The sequence below is a fragment of the Haemophilus sp. oral taxon 036 genome, from assembly GCF_002998595.1.
In the GTDB taxonomy this organism is placed as follows: Bacteria; Pseudomonadota; Gammaproteobacteria; order Enterobacterales; family Pasteurellaceae; genus Haemophilus; species Haemophilus haemolyticus_K.
Genome location: NZ_CP027235.1, coordinates 1397909 through 1422533, shown reverse-complemented (window position 1 = coordinate 1422533; position 24625 = coordinate 1397909). Strand labels below are relative to the sequence as shown.

The 24625-nt window shown below is 37.5% G+C and carries 19 protein-coding genes; 12 read left to right on the top strand and 7 right to left on the bottom strand.

Annotation, left to right across the window (positions count from 1 at the left end):
- Positions 1-4: 4 nt before the first annotated feature.
- Together hisS and C3V42_RS06940 are read left to right on the top strand one after the other, a co-directional pair.
- Complete coding sequence (hisS, locus tag C3V42_RS06945) at positions 5-1276, top strand: histidine--tRNA ligase (RefSeq protein ID WP_048953839.1); 1272 nt, start codon at positions 5-7, stop codon at positions 1274-1276.
- A 17-nt stretch (positions 1277-1293) separates the two neighbouring features.
- Entirely contained in the window at positions 1294-1908 is a 615-nt protein-coding gene (locus tag C3V42_RS06940; protein WP_048953841.1) for a YfgM family protein, read from the top strand.
- 53 nt (positions 1909-1961) lie between these two features.
- Here C3V42_RS06940 and C3V42_RS06935 read toward each other — a convergent pair whose 3' ends face one another.
- Positions 1962-2723, bottom strand: coding sequence for a class I SAM-dependent methyltransferase (locus C3V42_RS06935; RefSeq protein ID WP_048953843.1), 762 nt, complete (start codon positions 2721-2723; stop codon positions 1962-1964).
- A gap of 7 nt (positions 2724-2730) precedes the next feature.
- A complete protein-coding gene (locus C3V42_RS06930; protein ID WP_048953844.1) occupies positions 2731-3147 on the bottom strand; it encodes an EamA family transporter in 417 nt (138 codons plus the stop codon).
- An 86-nt stretch (positions 3148-3233) separates the two neighbouring features.
- Here C3V42_RS06930 and C3V42_RS06925 point away from each other — a divergent pair, with 86 nt between their 5' ends.
- The 3 genes from C3V42_RS06925 to xseA are packed head-to-tail and all read left to right on the top strand — an operon-like array spanning position 3234 to position 6083.
- A complete protein-coding gene (locus tag C3V42_RS06925; protein WP_106014078.1) occupies positions 3234-3545 on the top strand; it encodes an RnfH family protein in 312 nt (103 codons plus the stop codon).
- A gap of 2 nt (positions 3546-3547) precedes the next feature.
- Entirely contained in the window at positions 3548-4762 is a 1215-nt protein-coding gene (locus C3V42_RS06920; protein WP_106014077.1) for a cupin domain-containing protein, read from the top strand.
- Between the two features lies 1 nt (position 4763).
- Positions 4764-6083: an exodeoxyribonuclease VII large subunit gene (xseA, locus tag C3V42_RS06915; protein ID WP_106014076.1), complete on the top strand. Its 1320-nt coding sequence runs from the start codon at positions 4764-4766 to the stop codon at positions 6081-6083.
- Positions 6084-6147: 64 nt separating this feature from the next.
- Here the strand turns inward: xseA and C3V42_RS06910 are convergent, their stop codons facing one another.
- Positions 6148-7467 (bottom strand): NCS2 family permease, encoded by a 1320-nt coding sequence (locus C3V42_RS06910; protein ID WP_048953850.1) that lies wholly within the window; start codon positions 7465-7467, stop codon positions 6148-6150.
- Positions 7468-7700: 233 nt separating this feature from the next.
- On the opposite strand from C3V42_RS06910, the gene C3V42_RS06905 reads away from it, so the two are divergent.
- The 4 genes from C3V42_RS06905 (at position 7701) to C3V42_RS06890 (ending at position 16154) form a co-directional block, all read left to right on the top strand.
- Positions 7701-8231, top strand: a complete 531-nt coding sequence (locus C3V42_RS06905; protein ID WP_048953851.1) for an inorganic diphosphatase — start codon at positions 7701-7703, stop codon at positions 8229-8231.
- A 328-nt stretch (positions 8232-8559) separates the two neighbouring features.
- Positions 8560-10797, top strand: a complete 2238-nt coding sequence (locus tag C3V42_RS06900) for a nitric-oxide reductase large subunit (RefSeq protein WP_048953852.1) — start codon at positions 8560-8562, stop codon at positions 10795-10797.
- A 160-nt stretch (positions 10798-10957) separates the two neighbouring features.
- Positions 10958-14023, top strand: coding sequence for a TonB-dependent receptor (locus tag C3V42_RS06895; protein WP_239660848.1), 3066 nt, complete (start codon positions 10958-10960; stop codon positions 14021-14023).
- 52 nt (positions 14024-14075) lie between these two features.
- The gene (locus C3V42_RS06890; protein WP_048953853.1) at positions 14076-16154 is read left to right on the top strand and encodes a TonB-dependent receptor; all 2079 of its coding nucleotides are present in this window, start codon (positions 14076-14078) and stop codon (positions 16152-16154) included.
- Between the two features lie 142 nt (positions 16155-16296).
- Here the strand turns inward: C3V42_RS06890 and mglC are convergent, their stop codons facing one another.
- From mglC to C3V42_RS06870, 4 genes are all read right to left on the bottom strand, one after another.
- On the bottom strand, positions 16297-17307 hold the full coding sequence (gene mglC, locus C3V42_RS06885; protein ID WP_048953854.1) for a galactose/methyl galactoside ABC transporter permease MglC: 1011 nt from the start codon (positions 17305-17307) through the stop codon (positions 16297-16299).
- Between the two features lie 15 nt (positions 17308-17322).
- Positions 17323-18843, bottom strand: a complete 1521-nt coding sequence (gene mglA / locus C3V42_RS06880; RefSeq protein WP_048953855.1) for a galactose/methyl galactoside ABC transporter ATP-binding protein MglA — start codon at positions 18841-18843, stop codon at positions 17323-17325.
- A gap of 65 nt (positions 18844-18908) precedes the next feature.
- Positions 18909-19904, bottom strand: a complete 996-nt coding sequence (mglB, locus tag C3V42_RS06875) for a galactose/glucose ABC transporter substrate-binding protein MglB (RefSeq protein ID WP_048953856.1) — start codon at positions 19902-19904, stop codon at positions 18909-18911.
- Positions 19905-20091: 187 nt separating this feature from the next.
- Entirely contained in the window at positions 20092-21090 is a 999-nt protein-coding gene (locus C3V42_RS06870; protein WP_048953857.1) for a substrate-binding domain-containing protein, read from the bottom strand.
- Between the two features lie 210 nt (positions 21091-21300).
- Between C3V42_RS06870 and galT the strand changes: the two genes are divergently transcribed.
- From galT to galM, 3 genes are all read left to right on the top strand, one after another.
- A complete protein-coding gene (gene galT, locus C3V42_RS06865) occupies positions 21301-22350 on the top strand; it encodes a galactose-1-phosphate uridylyltransferase (protein WP_048953858.1) in 1050 nt (349 codons plus the stop codon).
- 69 nt (positions 22351-22419) lie between these two features.
- Entirely contained in the window at positions 22420-23574 is a 1155-nt protein-coding gene (gene galK, locus C3V42_RS06860; protein ID WP_048953859.1) for a galactokinase, read from the top strand.
- Positions 23575-23583: 9 nt separating this feature from the next.
- The gene (gene galM / locus C3V42_RS06855) at positions 23584-24612 is read left to right on the top strand and encodes a galactose-1-epimerase (protein WP_048953861.1); all 1029 of its coding nucleotides are present in this window, start codon (positions 23584-23586) and stop codon (positions 24610-24612) included.
- The last annotated feature ends 13 nt before the right edge of the window (positions 24613-24625 follow it).

Below are 24625 nucleotides of genomic sequence, written 5' to 3'. Positions count from 1 at the left end.
GCTCGTGGCTAAAACTATTCAAGCAATTCGCGGAATGAACGATTGCTCCCCTACTGAATCTCCATTATGGCAATGGATTGAAGCGCAAGTACGCCAGGTATTAAACAATTACGGTTATTCCGAAGTGCGTATGCCAGTTGTAGAAAGCACGCCATTATTTGCTCGTGCAATCGGTGAAGTAACCGATGTTGTTTCAAAAGAAATGTACACATTTTGGGATAACGATGAACAATTAACCTTACGCCCTGAAGGCACTGCAGGTTGCGTGCGTGCTGCCATTGAACACGGTTGGATCTATAACAATGAACAACGCTTGTGGTATATGGGACCAATGTTCCGTCATGAACGTCCACAAAAAGGTCGTTACCGTCAATTCCATCAAGCAGGTGTTGAGGTATTCGGTATTGCGAATCCAGAAATCGATGCAGAATTAATCATGCTTACCTATCGTTTATGGAAAGCGTTAGGTATCGATCAAGATGTGACACTTCAACTTAACTCAATTGGCTCTTTAGAAGCACGAGCAAATTATCGCTCAGCTTTGGTTGGATTCTTAGAAAACCATCAAGATTTAATGAGCGATGAAGAAAAAGATCGCTTGGTAAAAAATCCGCTTCGTATTTTAGATACCAAAAATCCAGAATTACAAAAAGTATTAGATAACGCGCCAAAATTACTTGATTATTTAGATGATGAAAGCCGTGAGCATTTTGAACAATTATGTTCATTATTAGATGCAGTGGGTATTCAATATGAAATTAATCCTAAACTCGTTCGTGGCTTAGATTATTACAATAAAACTGTATTTGAATGGGTAACCTCCGCTCTTGGTGCACAAGGTACCGTGTGTGGCGGCGGTCGTTATGACGGTTTAGTAGAACAACTTGGCGGGCACGCAACGCCAAGCATCGGATTTGCGATGGGATTAGAACGTTTAGTATTGTTAGTACAAGAAGTGAATCCAAATGTTCCTGTTAAAAGTGCGGTAGATATTTATGTTGTTTATCAAGGTGAAGGCACAACATTAGCCGCTTTTGAATTAGCAGAAAAAGTACGCTCAGAATTACCGCACTTAAATACCATGTTGCACTGCTCTGGCGGTAATTTCAAAAAACAATTCAAACGTGCAGATAAATCAGGAGCAACATTAGCATTAGTTATCGGAGAAAACGAAGTACAAAATAAACAAGTCGTTATTAAACACTTGCAAGGTGGCTCAGATCAGCAAACCTTAGATTTAGTGAATGTAATCGACTATATTCAAACTCAATTTTAATTTAAAAGGGGAAAAACATGGCTTATTCCATTGAAGAAGAACAAGAGATTAACCAGTTAAAAGACTGGTGGAAAGAAAATGGCAAAACAATTATTGTCGCTTTTATCTTAGGTGTTGGTGGTATGTTTGGATGGCGTTATTGGCAAGCCCACCAAGCAGAACAAATCGCTCAAGCTTCTGCACAGTATGATGCGTTAATCTATTCTGCACAACAAGATGAACAAGCTAAAAAAGCAAATATAGAACAATTTGTGCAAGCTAACAGTAAAACGGCATACGCTGTCTTTGCTTTATTAGATGAAGCGAAAAAAGAGACTGAAAAACAAGACTTTGCTGCAGCAGAAGCAAATTTAAATCAAGCATTAACTCAGTCTCAAGATGAAGTATTAACATCTATTGTTGCATTACGTCTGAGTGCGGTGCAATTTCAATTAGGTCAATTAGATAATGCGTTAACCAGCTTAAATCAAGTGAAAGGTGAAAGTTTTAATGCTCGTAAAGCGATTTTAACTGGCGATATCCAAGTCGCCAAAGGAGATAAAGTTGCGGCTAAAAACAGCTTTGAGCAAGCACAACAAAGTGGTAGCCAATTAGAACAACAAATGGCCAAAATGAAATTAAACAATCTTTAAAAAATAATACCCGCATCAAGATGCGGGTATTTCTTATCTTTTTAGCCACAAAATCACACAACCTTCCTAGCAAGTATAAAAAGCAAAACGGGGCGATGCTGTAAATCTTTAAATTCATGATGCCATTGAACCTGATCTGCTAACATAGGTTCTTCCATTTGCTCAATTTGAAAACCTACTTTAATCAAATTATTAATAATCGTTGCAGTCGTACGATGATAAGTCTTAAAAGTCTGCTTAAACCAACTCCGTTCTCTTTCTCCTTCATCTCGATAATGATTCAAACGGTAAGCAATTTGCTGTTTATTCTCATTTTTTTCCCAACGTTCCCCTGTCTTATGGCAGGTCGTGATAGGATGTTCTTGAGAAAAAACAAGCACACCATTTGCTTTCAACTTATTAAAAATTGCAGATAACAATTGAGGAAATTCTTTTACATAATGAAAAGCAAAAGAACTCGTAATTACATCAAAATTATCTTCTGGCAATTCAATAAGTTTTTCCATAGATAATTGATAAAGAGAAAAACAATCTTTAAATTCACCGCACTTTTCTAAATCAATTTTAGCTTGCTTTAACATATTTGCGGACAGATCGATTCCAACTACGTATTTAGCGCCTCTTGATAAATAAAGTGCTAAATGTTCACCAGCCCCACACCCAAGATCAAGTATTTTTTTTCCTTGTAAGTCTGGCAAAAGTGAAAGCATTGTCGGTTTCTCAACAACTTCATTTAAACTAATAGGATTAGAACGAAGCTTTTGGTAAAGCTCAAAGAAATTTTCCTTATCGTAAACACTGATTTGATTTATCATATTTTCACTATAGCGCTAAAACAAGCACGCCTGATAGAATTAAAATACTACCGATAATTAATTTTAGGCTGAGTGGCTCACCTAAAATGACAACCCCTAGAATAATTGCAATAACTACACTTAATTTATCAATCGGAGCAACCCAAGAGGCAGGAGCAAGTTGGAGCGCGCGATAATAACAAAGCCAAGACAACCCAGTTGCAATACCTGATAAAATCAGAAAACTAAACGGTTTTACTGCAATATGCTGTGGCAATTGCCACTCGTTACGAGCAGATAGAATGCCTGCCGTCACAAATAAAATGACAAGAGTTCGAATAAAGGTGGCAAGATTACTATTCATCCCTTCTACGCCAAGCTTGCCTAAGATCGCCGTGAGCCCTGCAAAAAATGCAGAACCTATCGCAAAAAATACCCAATTCATACTCTTTCCTTATTTACCCACAGCCCCTAAAATTCGCTATACTTTTCCGCTATAATAACGGAAATTTTTTTTATGAAGAAGTAAAAATGAATCAGATTAACATTGAAATCGCTTATGCTTTGCCGGAGCGTTATTATTTGAAATCTTTTCAAGTTGATGAAGGAATCACCGTGCAAACGGCGATTACACAATCAGGGATTTTAAGCCAATTTCCTGATATTGATTTGAGCACAAATAAAATTGGGATTTTCAGTCGTCCAATTAAATTGACTGATGTATTAAAAGAGGGCGATCGTATTGAAATTTACCGTCCATTACTTGCTGATCCGAAAGAAATTCGCCGTAAACGTGCAGCAGAGCAAGCTGCAGCAGCCAAAGACAAAGAAAAAGGAGCTTAAAAATGACCGCACTTTCATCTGTTGATTTTTGTTTACCTGAACATATCACACCAGAAATTTTTCTACGCGATTATTGGCAGAAAAAGCCACTTGTGATTCGTAACGGTTTGCCTGAAATTGTTGGGCAGTTTGAGCCACAAGATATTATTGAGCTTGCACAAAATGAAGATGTTACTGCTCGTTTAGTGAAGACATTTTCTGATGATGATTGGAAAGTTTTTTTTAGCCCTTTAAGCGACAAGGATTTTCAAAAATTACCTGAAAAATGGTCGGTGTTAGTTCAAAATTTGGAGCAATGGTCGCCTGAATTAGGACAGCTTTGGAACAAATTTGGCTTTATTCCTCAGTGGCAACGTGACGACATTATGGTGTCTTACGCGCCGAAAGGTGGCTCTGTTGGTAAACATTATGATGAGTATGATGTATTCCTGGTGCAAGGATATGGTCATCGTCGTTGGCAATTAGGTAAATGGTGTGATCCAAGTACCGAATTTAAACCCAATCAGCCAATCCGAATTTTTGATGATATGGGTGAATTGGTGATTGATGAAGTCATGAATCCGGGCGATATTCTCTATATTCCAGCGCGTATGGCGCATTATGGTGTGGCTGAAGATGATTGTTTAACCTTTTCTTTTGGTTTGCGTTATCCAAATTTAAGCAATTTAATTGATGGTATAAGTAAAGGTTTTTGTCATCAAGATCCTGATTTGAATTTAAGCGAGTTTGATTTGCCGCTACGTTTAAGACAGTCTGAACAACGTACAGGTAAACTTACGGATGAAAATATTCAAGCGATGAAACAGCTTTTATTAGATAAATTGGCTCATTCAGAAGCTTTTGATGCATTGTTTAAGCAAGCCGTAGCAAGTGCAGTGAGTTCTCGTCGTTACGAGTTATTAGTCTCTGATGAAATGTGTGATCCTGATGAAGTGCGGTCAATTTTAGAAGAGGATGGGGCATTCCTTTCTCAAGACAACAATTGTAAATTGCTTTACACCGAAAATCCACTGCGAATTTATGCTAATGGTGAGTGGTTAGATGAACTTAATGTGATTGAGACTGAAGTATTGAAACGCTTATCTGATGGTGAAAGTTTGGATTGGGCATTTCTATCTAATTTAGTTAATGAAACCGAAGATCCTGAAACCTCAATGGATTTACTGTTGGATTCAATTTGTAACTGGGTTGATGATGGTTGGGCGTTAATTGAATAACATGTCAGACAATATTTATTCCGTCTCTCAACTCAACTCTGCTGCGCGCCAGATGCTCGAAGGGAATTTTTCACAAATTTGGCTAACGGGTGAAATTTCTAATTTTACGCAACCCGTGTCTGGGCATTGGTATTTAACCCTGAAAGATGAAAATGCACAGGTGCGTTGTGCAATGTTTCGTATGAAGAATTTGCGTGTTGCTTTTCGTCCACAAAATGGGATGCAAGTGCTTGTGCGTGCCAATGTGAGTTTATATGAGCCTCGTGGTGATTATCAGCTTATTATTGATTCCATGCATCCAGCTGGTGAAGGCCTGTTGCAACAGCAGTTTGAAGCATTAAAAATGAAGTTGGCTGCGGAAGGATTGTTTTCTCAAAATCTTAAGAAAAATCTACCGCACTTTAGTAAAGCGGTTGGGATTATTACGTCTTCTACAGGTGCGGCATTGCAAGATATTTTGCATATCTTGGCACGCCGTGATCCAAGTTTAAAAGTTGTTATTTATCCCACTGCGGTTCAGGGTAAAGAGGCGATCGCAGAAATTGTGCAAATGATTGAACTTGCCAATCTGCGACAAGAAGTGGATGTATTAATTGTTGGACGTGGTGGTGGTTCATTAGAAGATCTTTGGTGTTTTAATGAAGAAGAAGTGGCGAGAGCGATTTTTCGTTCAACCTTACCCATTATCAGTGCGGTAGGTCATGAAACGGATGTAACGATTGCAGATTTTGTGGCAGATCTTCGTGCGCCGACTCCTTCTGCTGCGGCTGAATTAGTGAGTCGTAATCAAGATGAATTATTGCAACAACTTCGCCATCAACAACAACGTTTAGATATGGCATTTGATCGTTTATTTACGCGAAAAAGCCAGCGTTTGAAACAACTAACCTTACGATTGCAAAATCAACATCCACAGAATCAGTTACGCACTCAACAAGCGAAAAATGAACAGCTTACGCATCGCTTGCAACTTGCTATGTTACGTCAGTTTGAAAATACACAACAAAAATTCACCGCACTTTCTTCTCGTTTGAAACAAAATCCATTGCCATATCGAGTGCAACGTCACCAACAACGCTTAGAGCAGTTACAAGTGCGGTTAAATTTTTTCGTAAATCGCCAAGTGACGGAACGTCAAAATAAACTGGCAACGTTATGCGGAAAATTGGATGGTTTAAGCCCGTTGAAGGTATTGGCAAGAGGTTATTCCATTGCGGAAAATGCTCAAGGAAAAGCAATAATAAGTACTCAAGATGTGAAGAAAGGTGAATGTATCACGACGCAAGTTAAAGACGGAAGAATTATCAGTAAAGTTATATAATATTTGTCATTTACATCAATAAGCAAAGGGAGTAGCAAATGAGATACTCCCTTTTGTTATTTAATTATGACAATGCCCAACCGCCTGCATAGAATGCAACGAGTACGATTGCAATAATCACAGTCCCTACATTTAAGCGTTTAATATCGCCACTCACGATTCTTCCAATCACTAATGCCGCAAAACCTAACATAATGCCTGTTACGATGTTTGCGGTAAGTACGATAAATACTGCGCAGATTAATCCGCTCATCGCGCCAACGAAATCATCGAAATCTAATTTGCTTACATTGCTTAACATTAATAAACCAACATACATTAATGCTGGGGCAGTTGCGTATCCAGGCACTAAGAAAGCTAATGGTTGAAAGAAAAGCATTAATAGGAATAACACACCAACAACGATTGCAGTAATACCTGTTTTACCGCCTGCTGCTGTTCCTGCTGCTGATTCAATATAAACAGCAGCTGGTGCTGTACCGAATAAGCCTGAGAATAAGCTACTGATTGAGTCTGAAGTTAAAGCTTTACCGCCATTGATAATTTGACCATCCTTATCAAGCAAGTCTGCTTGACCTGCAACTGCGCGAATTGTACCCGTTGCATCAAATACGGCGGTCATCACCAAAGCAAATACGACAGGCAAGATTGCTGGTTGTAGTGCGCCCATAAAGTCTAATTGTAAGAAAAGAGAATTTTCACCAAATGTTGGCATTTTGAAAATCTCTCCGCCAAATTTTACATTTGGATCAAAAATTAAACCTACGATAGTAATAGCGATAATTACCCATAAAATACCGCCTTTAATTTTCATTTTTTCAAGGCCGATAATGAGCGCCAAACCAATTAAGGACATCATGACTGGGAATGAGGTGAAATCGCCTAATTTTACTGGTAAGCCAGCTTGGTTGCTGACGACTAAACCAACGCCGTTTGCCGCAATTAAAAGTAAAAAGAGTCCGATACCAATGCCTGCTCCGTGAGCGATACTGGATGGTAAATTACGCAAGATCCATGCACGAATACCCGTGGCAGAAATTAAGGTAAACACAACCCCCATTAAGAATACTGCGCCTAGCGCAACAGGAATGGCAACCTTTTGACCAATTACTAGGCTAAATGCTGTAAAAGCTGTAAGAGAAATTGCACAACCAATTGCCATTGGTGCATTTGCCCATAAGCCGATTAAGATAGACCCTAATCCTGCAACTAAGCAGGTGGCAATAAAGACAGATTCCGCCGGAAAACCTGCAGCACCTAGCATATTGGGTACCACGATTACAGAATAAACCATTGCTAAGAACGTGGTTAAACCCGCGATAATTTCTTGACGAACAGTTGAACCACGTTGCTTGAGCTCAAATGTTTTTTCTAAAGTTGGCATAGTGTTCCTTAAAGTTGAGTGAAAAATTGAAGTGAATAAGGCGCGCTATTTTACATCATAAAAATGAGAAGTAAACGTTTGCGTTAGTTTTGTTTAGAATAAAGTGTGGTCAAAATTATGAATAGTTATGAAATAATCTATTTGCTGATTTTCTCTACAAATGAGACTGCGAGTCAGCAGAAAAACTGCTATACTTGTCACGTTTTTTAACTTGATAAAATGAAGGAAACAAAATGGCTGATTTTAATCAAATTTTAACGCCAGGCGATGTAGATGCTGGCATTATCAATGTAGTAAACGAAATTCCAGAAGGTAGCTGCCATAAAATTGAATGGAATCGTAAAGTTGCGGCATTCCAATTAGATCGTGTTGAGCCTGCAATTTTTGCAAAACCAACTAACTATGGTTTCATTCCACAAACTTTAGATGAAGATGGCGATGAGTTAGATGTGTTATTAATCACTCGTCAACCATTAGCAACAGGTGTATTCCTTGAGGCTAAAGTAATTGGTGTCATGAAATTTGTTGATGATGGTGAAGTGGATGACAAAATCGTTTGTGTTCCTGCAGATGATCGTGATACAGGCAATGCATACAATTCATTAGCAGATTTACCGGCAAACTTAATTAAACAAATTGAGTTCCATTTCAATAACTATAAAGCGCTTAAGAAACCTGGCTCAACGAAAGTAACGCATTGGGGCAATGTAGAAGAAGCGAAAGAAGTGATTCGTGAGTCTATTAAACGTTGGAATGAACGTTAATTAACTTTAAAGATAAAAGAGCGGTGATATTTCACCGCTCTTTGTATTAGAATTACACAAACCAATTTTAATCTCGCCAATCACTCCAATTTTAATTTTGAATAAGCATCTGATTACTAAACATTTAAGTGTGGTTAAATCATTTTTTAATCACACTTTTTTTGATTCCAATCAAAATAACCTACTAATTTAGTCAATTACTTTGTTTGGGGTATTATTTTAACGCCATAATACCCGATATAATTAGTCGGGTATTTTGCTTTATGTAAAATATTTACCTATGATTTTAAATAGGAAGTTAATTTTTCAATAACCTAGGAGTGATAAAATGGGACAGTATAAAAAGTTCTGGTACCTATTAGTTGCCGTATTGATTGGGTCATTCTCAATTTTAGGCTACTACGGGTTCGAAGTATATCGTGAAGCACCGCCGATTCCGCAACAATATGTTTCTGAATCTGGTGAAAAAGTGATTACACACGATGATATTTTACATGGTCAAACCGCTTGGCAAACTACAGGCGGTATGCAAGTGGGGTCAGTTTGGGGTCATGGTGCATATCAAGCACCAGACTGGACAGCGGATTGGCTTCACCGTGAACTAACCAACTGGTTGGACATTACAGCGAATCAAGAGTTTGGTAAAAACTTCGCTGATTTAAATGATGAACAACAAACTTTATTAAAAGCGCGTTTAACCAAAGAATATCGTGGTAGTAAAGTTGAAAACGGTACCGTTGTGCTTTCTAACACCCGTTTAGCAGCAATGGAAAAAACGGCACAATACTACATCTCTTTATATAGTGATGATCCTGCAACTAAAGTGACTCGTGAACACTTTGCGATGAAGGATAATACTCTTCCTGATTTACAAGCTCGTAAAGACTTAGCTAAATTCTTCTTCTGGACAGCGTGGACTGCCTCAGCTGAACGTCCAAATACTCACGCAAGTTACACCAACAACTGGCCACATGAGCCGTTAATCAACAACGTACCAACACCAGAAAACGTCATTTGGTCTATTGCAAGTGTCGTATTCCTCATTGCAGGTATTGGTTTCGTGGTATGGATTTGGTCATTCAAAAAACGTGAAGATGAAAAAGAACCAGCAACACCTGAATTCGATCCGCTTACAAAATTACAACTTACCCCTTCTCAACGCGCATTAGGCAAATATCTCTTTACGGTGCTTGCATTATTCTTACTGCAAGTGAACTTAGGGGCGATTGTTGCTCACTATACCGTTGAAGGTCAAGAATTCTATGGTATTGATATTTCTCAATACTTACCTTATTCATTAGTGCGTACATGGCATATTCAAGCAGCATTATTCTGGATTGCAATGGCATTCTTAGCTGGCGGTTTATTCCTTGCACCAATCATCAATGGTGGTAAAGATCCGAAATTCCAAAAATTGGGTGTAGATGTTCTCTACTGGGCATTAGTGGTATTAGTAGTGGGTTCATTTACTGGTAGCTACTTAGCGATTGCGCATATTCTTCCTGAAGAATGGAGCTTTATGTTCGGTCACCAAGGTTACGAATTCATTGACTTAGGTCGTTTCTGGCAAGCAGTGAAATTCGCAGGCATCTTGTTCTGGTTAGTCTTAATGCTTCGCGGCACAGTGAATGCATTCAAACAACCCGGTGATAAAAACTTATTAGCATTGTTCTTCGCTTCCGTCATTGCGATCGGGTTATTCTATGGTCCAGCATTATTCTACGGCGAGCACACTCATATTTCTGTGATGGAATACTGGCGTTGGTGGGTAGTTCACCTATGGGTAGAAGGATTCTTCGAAGTATTCTCTGTAGCGGCACTCTCATTCATCTTCGTAAGTTTAGGTTTAGTTTCACGTCGTACTGCAACTGTGGCAACCATTACTGAAGCAGCATTGTTCTTAATCGGCGGTATTCCTGGTACCTTCCACCACTTATACTTCGCGGGTGCAACCACTCCAATTATTGCTGTGGGTGCATCATTCTCTGCACTTGAGGTAGTACCTTTAGTATTATTAGGTCACGAAGCGTGGGAACATTGGGCAATGAAACAAAAAGCACCTTGGATGGAACGCTTAAAATGGCCTCTTTACTGCTTCGTAGCCGTCGCATTCTGGAATATGTTAGGTGCTGGCGTATTTGGTTTCTTAATCAACCCTCCAATTTCACTCTACTATGTTCAAGGCTTAAATACCACTGCCGTTCATGCTCACGCCGCATTATTCGGGGTATATGGTTTCTTAGCATTAGGCTTCGTCTTCTTAATTGCTCGTTATTTACGTCCAGATACACCATTTAACGATAAGTTAATGAAATGGGGCTTCTGGTTATTAAACGGCGGTTTAGTGCTTATGATCGTATCAAGCTTACTACCTATCGGCGTTATCCAAGGATATGCAAGTATCTCAGAAGGCTTATGGTATGCACGTAGTGAAGAATTTATGCAACAGCCATTATTCGATACCTTACGTTGGGTACGTCTAGGCGGTGATGTGGTATTCATCTTCGGTGCACTAGCCTTCTTCTGGCAAATCTTTACAATGATTTTCTTCAGACCTAAACATTAATTAGCCCTTCCTGAAAGCGACTTATGTAAAAGTAAGTCGCTTTATTTTTCTAAATCTAAAACGTCTCTCTACTTTTTGTAATTAAAATATTGATTTTGATAATTGTTATCATTAAAATTAAAAGGGATTGTAATGGATACAAAAATAACAGGAGTAAATTATGTTGAATAATGCAATGTTTAATAAACCCCAAAATCAACAAAAAAATAACCATGTTCCAGTCTTTTCAATGAGTCTTATATCTTTAGCAATTTTTTCTTTTCATATTTCTGCTTTTGCTGAATCTTTAGAACAAATTAATGTTGTAGATGAAAGCCCTGTTAATTCGACATCTGGAAGTAAAGGATATTCAATTAAATCAATGAATACAGCAACTGGATTACATATTTCAGGGAAAAATACACCTCAATCAGTTAGCGTTATTACAAGAAAACAACTTGATGATCGTGCAATTCATTCTCTTGAAGAAGCTATGAGAAATGCTACCGGTATCAATGTTGTTCGTGATTCAGGCTTACAAACTCGTTTTCTTTCTCGTGGATTCTATGTAGATCAAATTGCAGAAGATAATATTACAACTAATGTTGGTGGTCGCTCTGGTTATACAGCTAAAATTGATGTCCTACCAAGTACGGATTTAGCTGTTTATGATCATATTGAAGTTGTACGTGGGGCAACTGGATTGACTCAATCTAATTCAGAGCCTGGTGGAACTATTAATCTTATCCGAAAACGCCCAACTGAAAAATTTCAACATTTAGGAGAATTCACAACAGATCAACGAGGAAGCATTAGAACAATGCTTGATATATCGGGTCCCATGAATACTGAAAAAAGCGTGCGTGGACGCTTAGTTGGAGTGGATGAAAAAACAAACTCCTTTAAAGATAATGTAAAAAGCCGAAAAAAATTGATTTATGGTGTACTTGAAACCAATATTCATGATAAAGGTTTGTTTACATTAGGTGGTATGTATCAAAAAACAGATGAAGTTCCCGATTTTGCAGGTGTTATATTACCTTGTAAAGATCCTAAGATAGCTCCTTTTTCTTCTCGTCCGGCTTGTAATCATCCTATTGTCTTACCAAGAAATACTTACCTAGGTGAAAGTTGGTCACGCTTAAAAGGAGATAAATACAATCTCTTTTCAGAAACGAAATTCTTTCTAGATAATAATTGGGAATTTAGTATTGAGGCATCTTATACCCAAAATAATTCTGATGCGAAAATTGGCCAATACTTTATTAAGGATGAACATGCCGCTGGTTTATCTGGAGAAGATGCTACGGGCTTTTTAACCGAAAAAGGGGAAGTTATTCCTTTTGAGCCTAAAGATAAAGCATTAGAAAAATTAAAATCTTACCGTGATGAAGCTCAGGCTGAATATAAAAAACAAAAATTAGAATATATTCAACATCATCTTGATGAAAAAGATTTTACTAACTATAGAAATATGCGTATCGAATCCCGTAAACAGGGATTTAAACAATGTATGTCTGATGTTGGTCTAGATTTTTTATGTAGTGATTGGCTCGATCCTGGTATTGAGCAAGATAAAAATGATTATGTCGACAAAAAATTGCAAGAATCTGGAATATCAAATGATGCTAATTCTAGGTTTGCTAATTGGATGTATGGTTCTGCCCTTAATTCCAAAGGTACTACGAATAGAAAATTCTCTTTAACTCCTATTCATTATCGTAAAAAAGATGAGCAATATGCAATTAAACTAAATCTCTCAGGTAACTATCAATTATTAGATCGTACCCATGATTTTTATATGAGTTATGGTTTTAATAACGAATCTATTGAATCTGATTATGTTGAAATTTTTCAAACTCCATATCGAGCAAAACCTAAGAGTGAAGCAGAAGGAGTGCATGCGCATCTAGCAGGTATTTGTGAACCAGATCCTAATGGGCGTGAAAAATCACCATTTACAAAAAATACTCCTGAACCTAATTGGGGGCTTTATGATGAAAAAGGTAATCATAAAGTATATATGTCTGGCTGCAAGGATTCCAAAAAAGATAAATTAGTATTAAGACATAATGCTGACGGGACTGTAGCAAGAGATCCTGAAACTCATGAGCCAATTTATGATCCAGTTGATGAAGTTGATGAACATGGAAATAAAATAGTAATCGGTACAACCGAATATGGTAGACGCAAGTTATACAAACACGTTCAAGAACCAGATAATATGCAACTTGCTAATTACAATTACTCTAAATATCTTAACAAAAACCGTACACATTCAATAGTAATGAGTTCACGTTTTAATGTTACTGATAAATGGCATTTATTAACAGGTTTACAATTTACTCATTTCTCAACATTACAAAGCAAAGATATGCTCGTTTATGACGGTAAACCAGCAAGTACATTTCAAACACAATCTAGTTTAGCACAAGATCATGAGCATTATACTGCACGAGCTAAAGGGCATAAATTTACTCCTTACTTTGGTATAACTTATGATCTTACAGATAACCAGAGCCTATATGCGAGCTATACAAAAATCTTTAAACAACAAGACAATGTCGATGTTACTAGTAAAACTGCTCTTCCTCCATTAATGGGAACTAATACTGAGATAGGATGGAAAGGCTCTTTCTTTGAAGAACGTTTAAATAGTTCTATAGCATTCTTCCATATTGAACAAAAAAACCGAACTGTAGTAGATTTTGCTTATATACCTGGAAAATCAGGGAAACTTGGCTCATTTGAAACTATTGCGAAACCAATTGGTCGAGTGGTTAGTAAAGGGTTTGAAATTGAAACTGCAGGTAATCTTACTGAGAATTGGCAAATCTTTCTAGGCTATACTTACAATAAAAGTAAATATAAAAATGCACAAGAAATTAATGCTGAACGATTAGCTAAAAATTCAAAAGCTAACCCTTATAACTTCAGTAACTTCACACCGATACAAATGTTCCGATTAGCGACATCATATCGAATTCCTAACTCTAAATGGACTATTGGAGGAGGAATATCAGCTCAAAGTTCAACAAGTAGTCTATATAACATAGAGCAAGCTGGATATACATTATGGGATGCCAATATCCAATATTCATTGGGAGCTAATGCTAATCTTAGCCTTATTGGCATAAATCTAACTGATAAAACTTATTTCGAGAACAATTATAATAGAACACGTGGTATGAATAATTTCTATGGTCGTCCACGTACAGTTATGATGAAATTCGATTGGCACTTTTAATTTTACTTAAAAGGTATCATGCTTGAAACAATAAACTATTTAAGGATAACCCATGAAATCAATAACAATGAAACTATCACCCTTGAACCTAGCAATTCTTACATTTCTAACTACAGCCGCAATCGCAAGCGAGCAAAAAACAGAAATACTTGCTCCAATTGTTGTAACTGCATCAGGCTCATCTCAAGAATTTCGTGATGCACCCGCTAGTATCAGCGTAATTAACCAAGAACAACTCAAAAAACGTCCATCTTATCGGTTAGAAAATGCTTTACAAGATATTCCTGGCGTAAATTTAAGCGGTAGCAATGCCAATAGAACAGATATTTCAATTCGAGGCTTACCTGCTGATTACACATTAATTATGGTAGATGGACATCGCCAAAATACCCGAGAATCTCGTCCAAACGGTAATGGTGGTTTTGAAGGAGGCTTTATTCCACCTGTTAATGCTATTGAACGTATTGAGATCGTGAGGGGGCCAATGTCATCACTTTACGGCTCAGATGCAATGGGTGGTGTAGTAAATATTATTACCAAAAATGCAACAAGTAAATGGATAGGATCCATTTCAACAGGGTTTACAGCTCATGATAAATCAGATTTTGGAAATGGTTACCAAGGTAATTTTTTTGTATCTGGCCCAATCATGAAAGATATTTTAGGCATTCAAATTTATGGTGGAGGTAACTATCGCCAAGAAGATAATTTAATTGGTGCATCTAATAAAAATAAAGATCAAAATCTCAATACCAAAATTACATTTACCCCAGTAAATAAACAAACCTTTATTTTAGAAGGTGGACGCCATAGTTTAGAAAAAGATGAAACTCCAGGTAAAACTATTGATTTAACAACAACACGTGGCACAAGCATTACAAAAAATAACCCTACTTCAACTCATGCTACTCGTAGTCATTGGTCATTAACCCATCAAGCTGACTGGGAGTTTATAACATCTGAATTAAGCTTCTTACAGGAAATAGCAAAACGTGAAGTAAGTACAAATAATGTAACAAATAGCCGTAAACCAGAAATTAAAAATAATGTTTTTGATGCTAAATTTATGCTACCGCTATCGAATCATTTCTTTGTTTTTGGAGGGCAAGTACAGCAATCAAAATTACAAGATGATTCGGTCACACAAGTAAAAATTAAATCATTACCAAATGGTAAAAAATCCTCAAGAGCAGTTTTTGAAGGTAGTAAAAATAGTATAAAACAATCTGCAATTTTCTTAGAAGATCGCATTGATTTAAGCAAAGATTTTTTATTAACTTTAGGTTCTCGCTTAGATCACCATGAAAAATATGGTTCTTATTGGAGTCCTCGTGCTTATATGGTATATCACATTAATGATAATTTCAGTATTAAAGGTGGATTAGGTAAAGCCTTTAAAGCACCTAGTATTCGAGAAATTAGTGAAAGTTATGTAACATCCACTGAAGCTGGGGCTGGAGTCATTTACGGAAACAAAAATTTAAAACCAGAAACTAGCTTAAATGAAGAAGTCGCATTACTTTACAGCAATGAAAATGGATATAACGCAGGTATAACATTATTTAATACAGATTTCAAAAATAAACTTACAAGCTATTATAGCGGATTACAAGATACCGCAACTGGAGCAAAACTCTATAAATATGCTAATGTTGGGCGTGCTAATATTAAAGGTATAGAGATTTCATCTCATATTCCATTTAATTCTTATTGGAATGCTGATTTAACTTATACTTATCAAGATTCTAAACGTCAATCAGATGAAGATATCTCAGCCTCTAAAATAAGTTTGCGAGGGTTACCGCTTGATAACACCCCAAAACATTCAGCCAGTGCAAAATTAAATTGGGAAATAAATGATTCCTTTAGTGCTTATACACGAGTTGCTTACAAAGGTAAACAAATTTGGGCAAACCCTCGAAATGGCGACAACAAACATCAATATCGTACTCGTGGAGCTTATACTACTATAGATTTAGGTTCTACTTATAAATTTAATCCAAACGTCTCATTAAGTATTGCTATTCTGAATATTGGTAATGAAATAGGTGAAAGAGTAAATACAAATGGGGGGAGCTGGACTGTTGAAGATGGTCGTCGCTTATGGACAAATCTTAATGTAACCTTTTAATTAACCATAAAATTAGCTAGGTTTAGTTTTTCTAAATATAGATGTTTATTTTATATAATGAATATTATATAAAATATTCCCAAAAAAATAACCGCACTTTACAAAGTGCGGTTATTTTCTCTACTCTTTTTATCTAGAATAATTATTTCTTCTTCGCATATTTTAATGAGTCAATGGCTACCGCTAAAATAATAATGCTACCTTTGATGATGTATTGCCAGTAAGGGTTTACACCGATATAAGTTAAGCCGTAGTTGATAACTGTAAAGATGATAACACCTGTGATTACACCAATTACGGTACCTACACCACCCGCGAAGGATACGCCACCCACTACGCAAGCGGCAATCGCATCTAATTCATACATAAAACCTAAGTTGTTAGTTGCAGAACCGATACGGCCCGCTTCGAGCATACCACCAAAGGCATAAAACACACCGGCGATCATATAAATCACAACTAAATTACGTGCAACATTCACGCCTGAAACTTTTGCTGCTTCCGGATTTCCACCAATAGCAAAGATATTTTTACCAAAACGGGTTTTGTTCCACATTATCCATACCAAAAATGAAGCAATTGCAGCATAAATAGTAATATAAGAAAGTTTGAAACTCCCAATTCGGAAAAAGCCTTGAGCAAATGTTGAGAAATTTTCACTAAAACCAGCGATTGGCGATCCACCTACAGCATCATAGTATAGTGAGTTGAAACCATATACGATAATCATGGTTCCCATAGTTGCAATAAACGGTGTTACATTTAAGTAAGCAATAACCAATCCATTTATTAAACCAATAATTGCTCCTACAGCACAAACGGCAAGAATAACAACTGGGATTGGAATTTCACCCATTTCAGGAAATACGCGGTTCATATTTTCCATTGATTGCAACATAGTTGCAGAGATAACTGCAGCCAAACCTACTTGACGACCAGCAGATAAGTCCGTTCCTTGTGTAATTAATAAACCAGCAACCCCAAGTGCAATAATTAAACGAACTGAAGATTGAGTTAAAATATTACTAAAGTTCATCAAATTTAAGAATGTTGGATCTTGCGCAATAATAATACCGAGCAAAATCAATAGCACAAAATAAATGGCATTTTGCTTTAAGAAATCAAAGGATTTGTTTTTTTGTAAGGCACTCATAATCTGTTCCTTTTGTTATAAATATTTCGCAGCGAGTTGCAAAATTTCTTCTTGTGAAGTTTTTGCAGTTTCTACAATACCCGCCAATTTACCGTTACTCATCACTAAAATACGGTCAGTTACACCTAGTAATTCAGGCATTTCTGATGAAATCATAATAATGCCTTTATCTTTTTTAGCGAGCTCTTGAATGAGTTGGTAAATTTCAAATTTTGCTCCAATGTCGATACCGCGAGTCGGCTCATCAAGCATCAGAATTTCAGGTTGAGTTAAAAGCCAACGACCGATAATGACCTTTTGTTGGTTACCGCCAGAAAGAGAACCAATTGTTGTTCTATGTGATGGCGTTTTAACATTCATTGAATCAATTACCCACTGGGTATCACTTTTCATTTTCTTCGTGCTAAGTAATTTCCATGGGGTGAGATAAGATTTCATATTTGAAATCAATGAGTTAAATTCAATGCTTAAATTAGAGTAAATACCAGTTGAGCGACGCTCTTCAGTTACTAATGCAAAGCCATTATTAATCGCTTCAAGTGCGGTATGATTTTTTACGGTTTTTCCGTGTAACTTGATAGTTCCTTCGGTTAATTCACGTACGCCAAAAACAGCTTCAACAATATCAGTACGTTTAGCCCCCACAAGGCCTGCAATACCGAGAATTTCACCTTTTCGTAATTCAAAAGATACGTCTTGAATGGATGGTTGATTTTTAGCGGTAAGATTTTCCACCTGTAAAATTACTTCTTTTGGCGTATTTGTTTTTTCAGGGAAACGCTGTGTTAATTCACGCCCTACCATCATTCCGACAATTTGTTCCATGCTGGATTCTTTCACGTTTACCGTGTTGATCCATTTACCGTCGCGTAGAATAGTAATTTCATCACAGATTTTGAAGATTTCATCCATTTTGTGAGAAATATAAATAATGCCGCAACCGCGTTGTTTTAATTTGTCGATAATTTTAAACAGATGCTCAACTTCTTTTTCAGAAAGCGAGGATGTGGGTTCATCCATGATTACGATTTTAGCGTTATACGAGAACGCCTTCGCAATTTCGATCATCTGCATTTGAGAAACTGAAAGTTTGGCGACTTTTTCTTTAGGATCTACATCAATATCCAATTCATCAAAAATCGCTTTAGTATCACGGTACATTTTTGCGTGATCGACAAAAGGTCCTTTAAGTGGATAGCGTCCAAGCCACAAGTTATCCATTACGCTAGTTTGGCGCACGAGGTTGAGTTCTTGGTGCACCATTGAAATACCATTCTCAAGGGCTTCTTTAGATGTTTTAAAATTGACAGGTTGACCTAAGAAAAGGATTTCACCTTCATCTTTGGCATAAATGCCGAATAAGCATTTTAGCAATGTAGATTTGCCCGCGCCGTTCTCACCCATTAAAGCATGAACAGAATGTGAACGAACCGTTAAGTTTGCGTTATCTAAGGCTTTTACGCCAGGAAAGGACTTGCAGACATTGGTCATTGTGAGCAGCACTTGGCTGTCTTGGCTTTGAGTTTGAGATGTCATATCCAACCTCGTTAAAAAGGGGAAGGGCAACTTCCCCTTGGATTACAACAAAAATTGATGAGAAATTATTTTAAGAAGTCGCCTAAGTTGTCTTTATCTACACCAACATAAGGGATACGTACAACACGATCTTTTAATTCCCATTTTGTGCCTTCAGTAGCTGCTTTGCCTTGTGCTAAGTTGTTAGATAATTGAACAACTGCTTTACCTTGGTTCACACCATCGTTTAACACAGTACCAGCAAGCTCCCCTTTTTTGATTAGTTGTAATGCTTCTGGTAATGCGTCCACACCGAAGATAGGTAGTTTTTTACCATGTGCTTTGGTTGCTTCTAATGCGCCTAGTGCCATACCATCGTTGTTAGAAATAATTACTTCAATGTCGTTCGCTTTAGAGCTAGATAACCAAGCATCTACTTTATCTTTCGCCATTGCAGCATCCCACATACCAGTATCAATAAATAATTGTTCAGTTTGGATACCTTTCGCATTAAGTTCTTCAACTACAAATTTTGTACGCGCTTCAGCATCTGGGTGACCTGGTTCACCTTTTAATAATACGAATTGGATTTTACCATCTTTATTTAAGTCTAGGGCTGGATTCGCTTTCCATTGTTTTGCAATTAAATCCCCTTGAATTAAGCCTGATTCTTTTGGATCAGTACCTACATAGTAAGCGTGTTCATAAGAACCGATAGCTTTTGCACCTGGGTCTTTATTAAAGAATACAACAGGAATGTTATCTGGTTTTGCTTTGCCAATAATGGTTGGTGCTGCAGCTGGGTCAACTAAGTTAATTGCAAGAGCTTTCACACCTTTGGAAAGTAATACATCAACTTGGTCATTTTGAATTGATTGTGCATTTTGGGAGTCATTCATTAAAAGTTTAATACCGCCAACTGCTTTAGCCTCTTTGTCGATTTCTTTACGCATTAATGACATAAAATTATCATCATATTTGTAAATAGTGACGCCGATTTTACTATCAGCTGCAAAACTTGAAGATACTGCTCCTAAACCGATAGCCAAAGCAACCGCACTTAATACTGCTGTTTTTTTCATAATAACGCTCCTATTTTGGAATGTTGATGTTAGAGATAAATATTGCATGACATTCTGCAATTGATGCCATATTAGCGAATAATTTACTCGGAATCTGTGATCAAACTCACATAAAATGAAAACGATTACATTAAAAATTCGGATTTGTGATCACTATCACATTTTATGAGTGTGTTTATCTTCAAATTTAGATAGATTTCACAGAAAAACGACGTACTAATGTTGGGTTAAACTGAATTGTTGATGGCGTTCTCACCTCATTATCGACAAGGCTTAATGCTAGATTAGCTGCATAAGTTGCCATTAAATCAATAGGATAGCGAATAGTCGTCAATTTAGGAATTAAATAACGAGCAATTGGCATATCGTCAAAACCAATGATTGAAAATTGGCTTGGTACACTAATATTGTTTTCATTGAGAACTGAAATGGCTCCCGCAGCCATCGAATCATTATAAGCCACAACTGCAGTGAGATCTTTGTTATAACTAAGCAAATCAATCATAGCTTTTTCTCCACCTTCGAAGTCTGGTGAATTGTGCGTGATGGCATGCTCAATAATTGGATAATTGTGATCTTTTAATGCAGTCAGATAACCATCTCGACGCTCAATTTCATCGAAAATTGCATGGTTAGATCCAATATATGCGATATGTTTATGACCACAACGGATAAGCATTTCCGTTGCTAAGTAGGTTCCTTTTTTATTGTCTAAACTTACGCAACGATTTTCATAGCCTTGAATCACTCGGTTGATAATCACCATTCCTGGTACTGTTTTCAAATAATGGCTAAGTTCATCATCAGATAATGCTTTGGAATGCACAACTAAACAACTACAACGCTTGCGAAGTAAAGTATCAATAGCTTCACGTTCCTTCTCTGCATGGTGATAGCCAATACCAATCAAGATTGTTTTACGGTGTGCTTCTGCAACTTTATCTACGGCTTTCACTAAAATAGCAAAAAACGAGTCTGTTACATCGGTAACAACCACACCAATCGTATCGGTGTTTTGTATTGCAAGGGCTTTAGCATTTGCATTTGGTTGATAATTAAGTTGCTCAATTGCTTGTCTTACGGCAAGGCGGGTATCTTCACTCACTGAGGGATGTTGATTTACAACGCGAGAAACAGTAGCAATAGATACATGGGCTAATTCGGCTACATCATGAATGGTGCTCATAGAATGCTCTCCATAATGAAATCACGTTTCTTATTATGTTCTTTCTAAATAAAATTGAAAGCGGTTACTTTCTGATTTGTAACCGAGATCACAAAAAACTTTCAGAGATTTTCCCATTATGTGATACTGATCACGGTTTATTTTTTTGAATTTGCTATCTTATGCGCAGTATTTTGTGTAATCGTTTACAATTTAGAAAGGGAGCCAATTATGAGTGATATTTTTGAACCAACAGAGCATCCACATCGTCGCTATAATCCGTTAATTGATCAATGGGTTTTGGTATCACCACATCGTGCTAAGCGTCCATGGCAAGGGCAACAAGAAAAAGTGAATGAAGAACAAAAACCAAGTTATGATCCAACTTGTTATCTTTGCCCGAGTAATAAGCGTATTACAGGTGAATTAAATCCAGATTATCGTAAACCTTATGTGTTTAAAAATGATTTTTCCGCGCTTTTAGAAGATACGCCAGCCCCTGAAAAATCCTCAGATCCACTTTTCCAGAGTTCTCAAGCTCGTGGTGAAAGTCGAGTCATTTGTTTCTCTCCAGATCATAGTAAAACATTGCCATTATTGACCGCACTTGAGATTGAAGAAGTGATTAAAGTATGGCAAGAGCAACTTCGTGAACTTGGCGCGAAATACCAATGGGTGCAAATTTTTGAAAACAAAGGGGCGGCAATGGGTTGTTCGAACCCACATCCGCATGGCCAAATCTGGGCGAACAGTTTCTTACCAAATGAAGTTGCTCGTGAAGATCGCACACAACGTGATTATTTACTAGAACATGGTTCTGTAATGTTGGTTGATTATGTGAAACGAGAACTGGAGTTACAGGAACGTATTGTCGTTGAAACTGAGCATTGGGTAGCTTTAGTGCCTTATTGGGCTGTTTGGCCATTTGAAACATTGCTTTTACCAAAAGCTCATGTAAAACGTTTAACTGAATTAAGTGACGAACAATCAAAAGATCTTGCGGTTATTTTGAAAAAATTGACGACCAAATACGACAATCTATTTGAGACCTCTTTCCCATATTCAATGGGATTCCATGCCGCACCATTTAATGGCGAAGATAACGAACATTGGCAGCTACATGCTCATTTTTACCCTCCTCTTTTACGCTCAGCAACCGTGCGTAAATTTATGGTGGGATATGAAATGTTAGGCGAAAGCCAACGCGATTTAACGGCGGAACAGGCCGCAGAGCGATTATGTGCTTTGAGTGAAGTTCATTATAAAGAAAGAACTAAATAATATAGCCAGTCCCTCTCTTTACAAAAGAGGGGGTAGATCGAGTACAGATTTAATATAAAGGATAGAAATATGACCCCAATCCAAAATGCTCAACAAATTTTCAATAAACAGAATAAAAATTTGCCAGAAATTACCATCTATGCACCTGGCCGAGTAAATATCATCGGCGAACATACCGACTACAACGACGGCTTTGTTATGCCTTGTGCGATTAATTTTGGTACGGCCGTTTCTGGTACAAAACGAGATGATCATATTTGGAATGTTTATGCAGCGGATCTTGATGAAACTGATGAATTTTCTCTCAATACTGAAATTCCTAAGAGTGAACACAAGTGGGCTAATTACGTGCGTGGGGTTGTAAAATTTATCCAAGAACGTTACCCGCACTTTCAACAAGGTGCAAATTTAGTGATTTCTGGAAATGTGCCGCTTTCTTCTGGATTAAGTTCATCTGCAGCGTTAGAAGTTGCGGTGGGTAAATTTTGCCAACAACTTGGCGATTTACCACTTTCTCACACGGATATTGCATTGAATGGGCAAAAAGCGGAAAACCAATTTGTTGGCGCAAATTGTGGCAATATGGATCAGTTAATTTCCGCACTTGGGCAGGAAAATCACTTACTGATGATCGATTGTCGTAGTCTTGAAACCATTCCAACACCCGTGCCACAAGATGTCGCCGTTATTATTGTGAACTCAAACGTACCGCACGATTTGGTAACGGGTGAATACAATACTCGCCGTCAGCAATGTGAAGACGCAGCAAAATTTTTTGGAGTAAAAGCATTGCGTGATGTTTCAGTTGAACAATTCCGAAAAAGAGAAGCAGAATTGACCGCACTTTCACCATTAGCAGCAAAACGTGCTCGTCATGTCGTCACAGAAAATCAACGAGTACTCGATGCAGTGGAAGCATTGAAGAAGAATGATTTGACCCGTTTAGGTGAGTTAATGGTGGAATCTCATGATTCAATGCGTGATGATTTTGAAATCACCGTGCCACAAATTGATTATTTAGTTGAATTGGCCCAACTTGTTATTGGCAAAGGTGGCGGGGCACGTATGACGGGCGGCGGTTTTGGTGGTTGTATTGTAGCACTTGCACCACATGATAAAGTCGATGCAGTTCGTAAAATTATTGCGGATAATTACGAGAAAACGACTGGTTTAAAAGAAACTTTTTATGTGTGCACTGCATCACAAGGTGTTCGAGTGATTTAAGAGAAAATGATGTTAGAACAAACCACTTTTAATGCGCCTGATGGTGCACCTTATCAGCTTGTAACACTGCAAAATGAAAATGGGATGCGTGTTCAATTTATGGATTGGGGCGCAACTTGGCTTTCCTGTAAAGTGCCAGTAAATGGCACTTTACGCGAAGTTTTATTGGGTTGTAAGGTAGAGGATTATCCCACTCATCAAAGCTATTTAGGCGCAAGTGTTGGGCGTTACGCAAATCGTATTGCAAATGCACAATTTGAATTGAATGGTGAACTCATTCAATTGAGAAGTAATCAAGGAAAACACCAGCTTCACGGTGGAGAGGGCTTTGATAAACGCCGTTGGAAAATTCAAGAGTGCGGTGAGAATTTTGTGTGTTTTTCATTATATTCAGTGGATGGTGATCAAGGTTTTCCTGGTAATGTGGATGTATCTGTAACCTATACGATAACAGATGATAATAGCGTAAAAATTGAATATGCAGGGATGTGTGATAAGGATACCGCATTGAACCTAACGAACCATGCTTATTTCAATTTAGAAAATGCAGAGCAAGGCAGTGACGTGCGTGAACATACATTACGTTTAAATGGTGATTTTTATCTGCCTGTAGATAATGATGGGATTCCTAATTCTCCATTAAAGCACGTAGTGAATACGAGTTTTGACTTCCGTATTGCTAAACCCATCAAACAAGATTTTTTGCAAGGGGATCAGCAAGCAACAAAAGGTTACGATCATTCGTTTATTGTCAACAAAGCTTGGCAAAAGCCTTGCGTGTTACTGACTTCTCCAACTGGTGATTTAAGTTTAGAAGTAAGAACCTCGCAAGCCGCATTGCAGGTTTATACGGGTAATTATCTTGCCGGTACACCAACGAGAAACGGCGGAAAATATGCTGATTTTTCTGGCGTAGCACTGGAAACTCAATGTTTACCTGACACGACTAATCATCCTGAATGGCAAAATTACGGCGGAATTCAAAAAGCAGGCGAGCGATATTATCAATGGACGGAGTTTAAGTTTTTTAAAAAGTAATAATTACTGATAA

Bases quoted from the DNA above. Each gene is read 5' to 3' on its own strand.
- xseA (WP_106014076.1), top strand. From the start codon at position 4,764: ATGTCAGACAATATTTATTCCGTCTCTCAACTCAACTCTGCTGCGCGC.
- C3V42_RS06890 (WP_048953853.1), top strand. From the start codon at position 14,076: ATGAAATCAATAACAATGAAACTATCACCCTTGAACCTAGCAATTCTT.
- galK (WP_048953859.1), top strand. From the start codon at position 22,420: ATGACCCCAATCCAAAATGCTCAACAAATTTTCAATAAACAGAATAAA.
- galT (WP_048953858.1), top strand. From the start codon at position 21,301: ATGAGTGATATTTTTGAACCAACAGAGCATCCACATCGTCGCTATAAT.
- C3V42_RS06895 (WP_239660848.1), top strand. From the start codon at position 10,958: ATGTTGAATAATGCAATGTTTAATAAACCCCAAAATCAACAAAAAAAT.
- C3V42_RS06935 (WP_048953843.1), bottom strand. From the start codon at position 2,723: ATGATAAATCAAATCAGTGTTTACGATAAGGAAAATTTCTTTGAGCTT.
- mglA (WP_048953855.1), bottom strand. From the start codon at position 18,843: ATGACATCTCAAACTCAAAGCCAAGACAGCCAAGTGCTGCTCACAATG.
- C3V42_RS06870 (WP_048953857.1), bottom strand. From the start codon at position 21,090: ATGAGCACCATTCATGATGTAGCCGAATTAGCCCATGTATCTATTGCT.
- C3V42_RS06925 (WP_106014078.1), top strand. From the start codon at position 3,234: ATGAATCAGATTAACATTGAAATCGCTTATGCTTTGCCGGAGCGTTAT.
- mglC (WP_048953854.1), bottom strand. From the start codon at position 17,307: ATGAGTGCCTTACAAAAAAACAAATCCTTTGATTTCTTAAAGCAAAAT.
- C3V42_RS06900 (WP_048953852.1), top strand. From the start codon at position 8,560: ATGGGACAGTATAAAAAGTTCTGGTACCTATTAGTTGCCGTATTGATT.
- C3V42_RS06920 (WP_106014077.1), top strand. From the start codon at position 3,548: ATGACCGCACTTTCATCTGTTGATTTTTGTTTACCTGAACATATCACA.
- mglB (WP_048953856.1), bottom strand. From the start codon at position 19,904: ATGAAAAAAACAGCAGTATTAAGTGCGGTTGCTTTGGCTATCGGTTTA.
- C3V42_RS06905 (WP_048953851.1), top strand. From the start codon at position 7,701: ATGGCTGATTTTAATCAAATTTTAACGCCAGGCGATGTAGATGCTGGC.
- galM (WP_048953861.1), top strand. From the start codon at position 23,584: ATGTTAGAACAAACCACTTTTAATGCGCCTGATGGTGCACCTTATCAG.
- C3V42_RS06910 (WP_048953850.1), bottom strand. From the start codon at position 7,467: ATGCCAACTTTAGAAAAAACATTTGAGCTCAAGCAACGTGGTTCAACT.
- C3V42_RS06940 (WP_048953841.1), top strand. From the start codon at position 1,294: ATGGCTTATTCCATTGAAGAAGAACAAGAGATTAACCAGTTAAAAGAC.
- C3V42_RS06930 (WP_048953844.1), bottom strand. From the start codon at position 3,147: ATGAATTGGGTATTTTTTGCGATAGGTTCTGCATTTTTTGCAGGGCTC.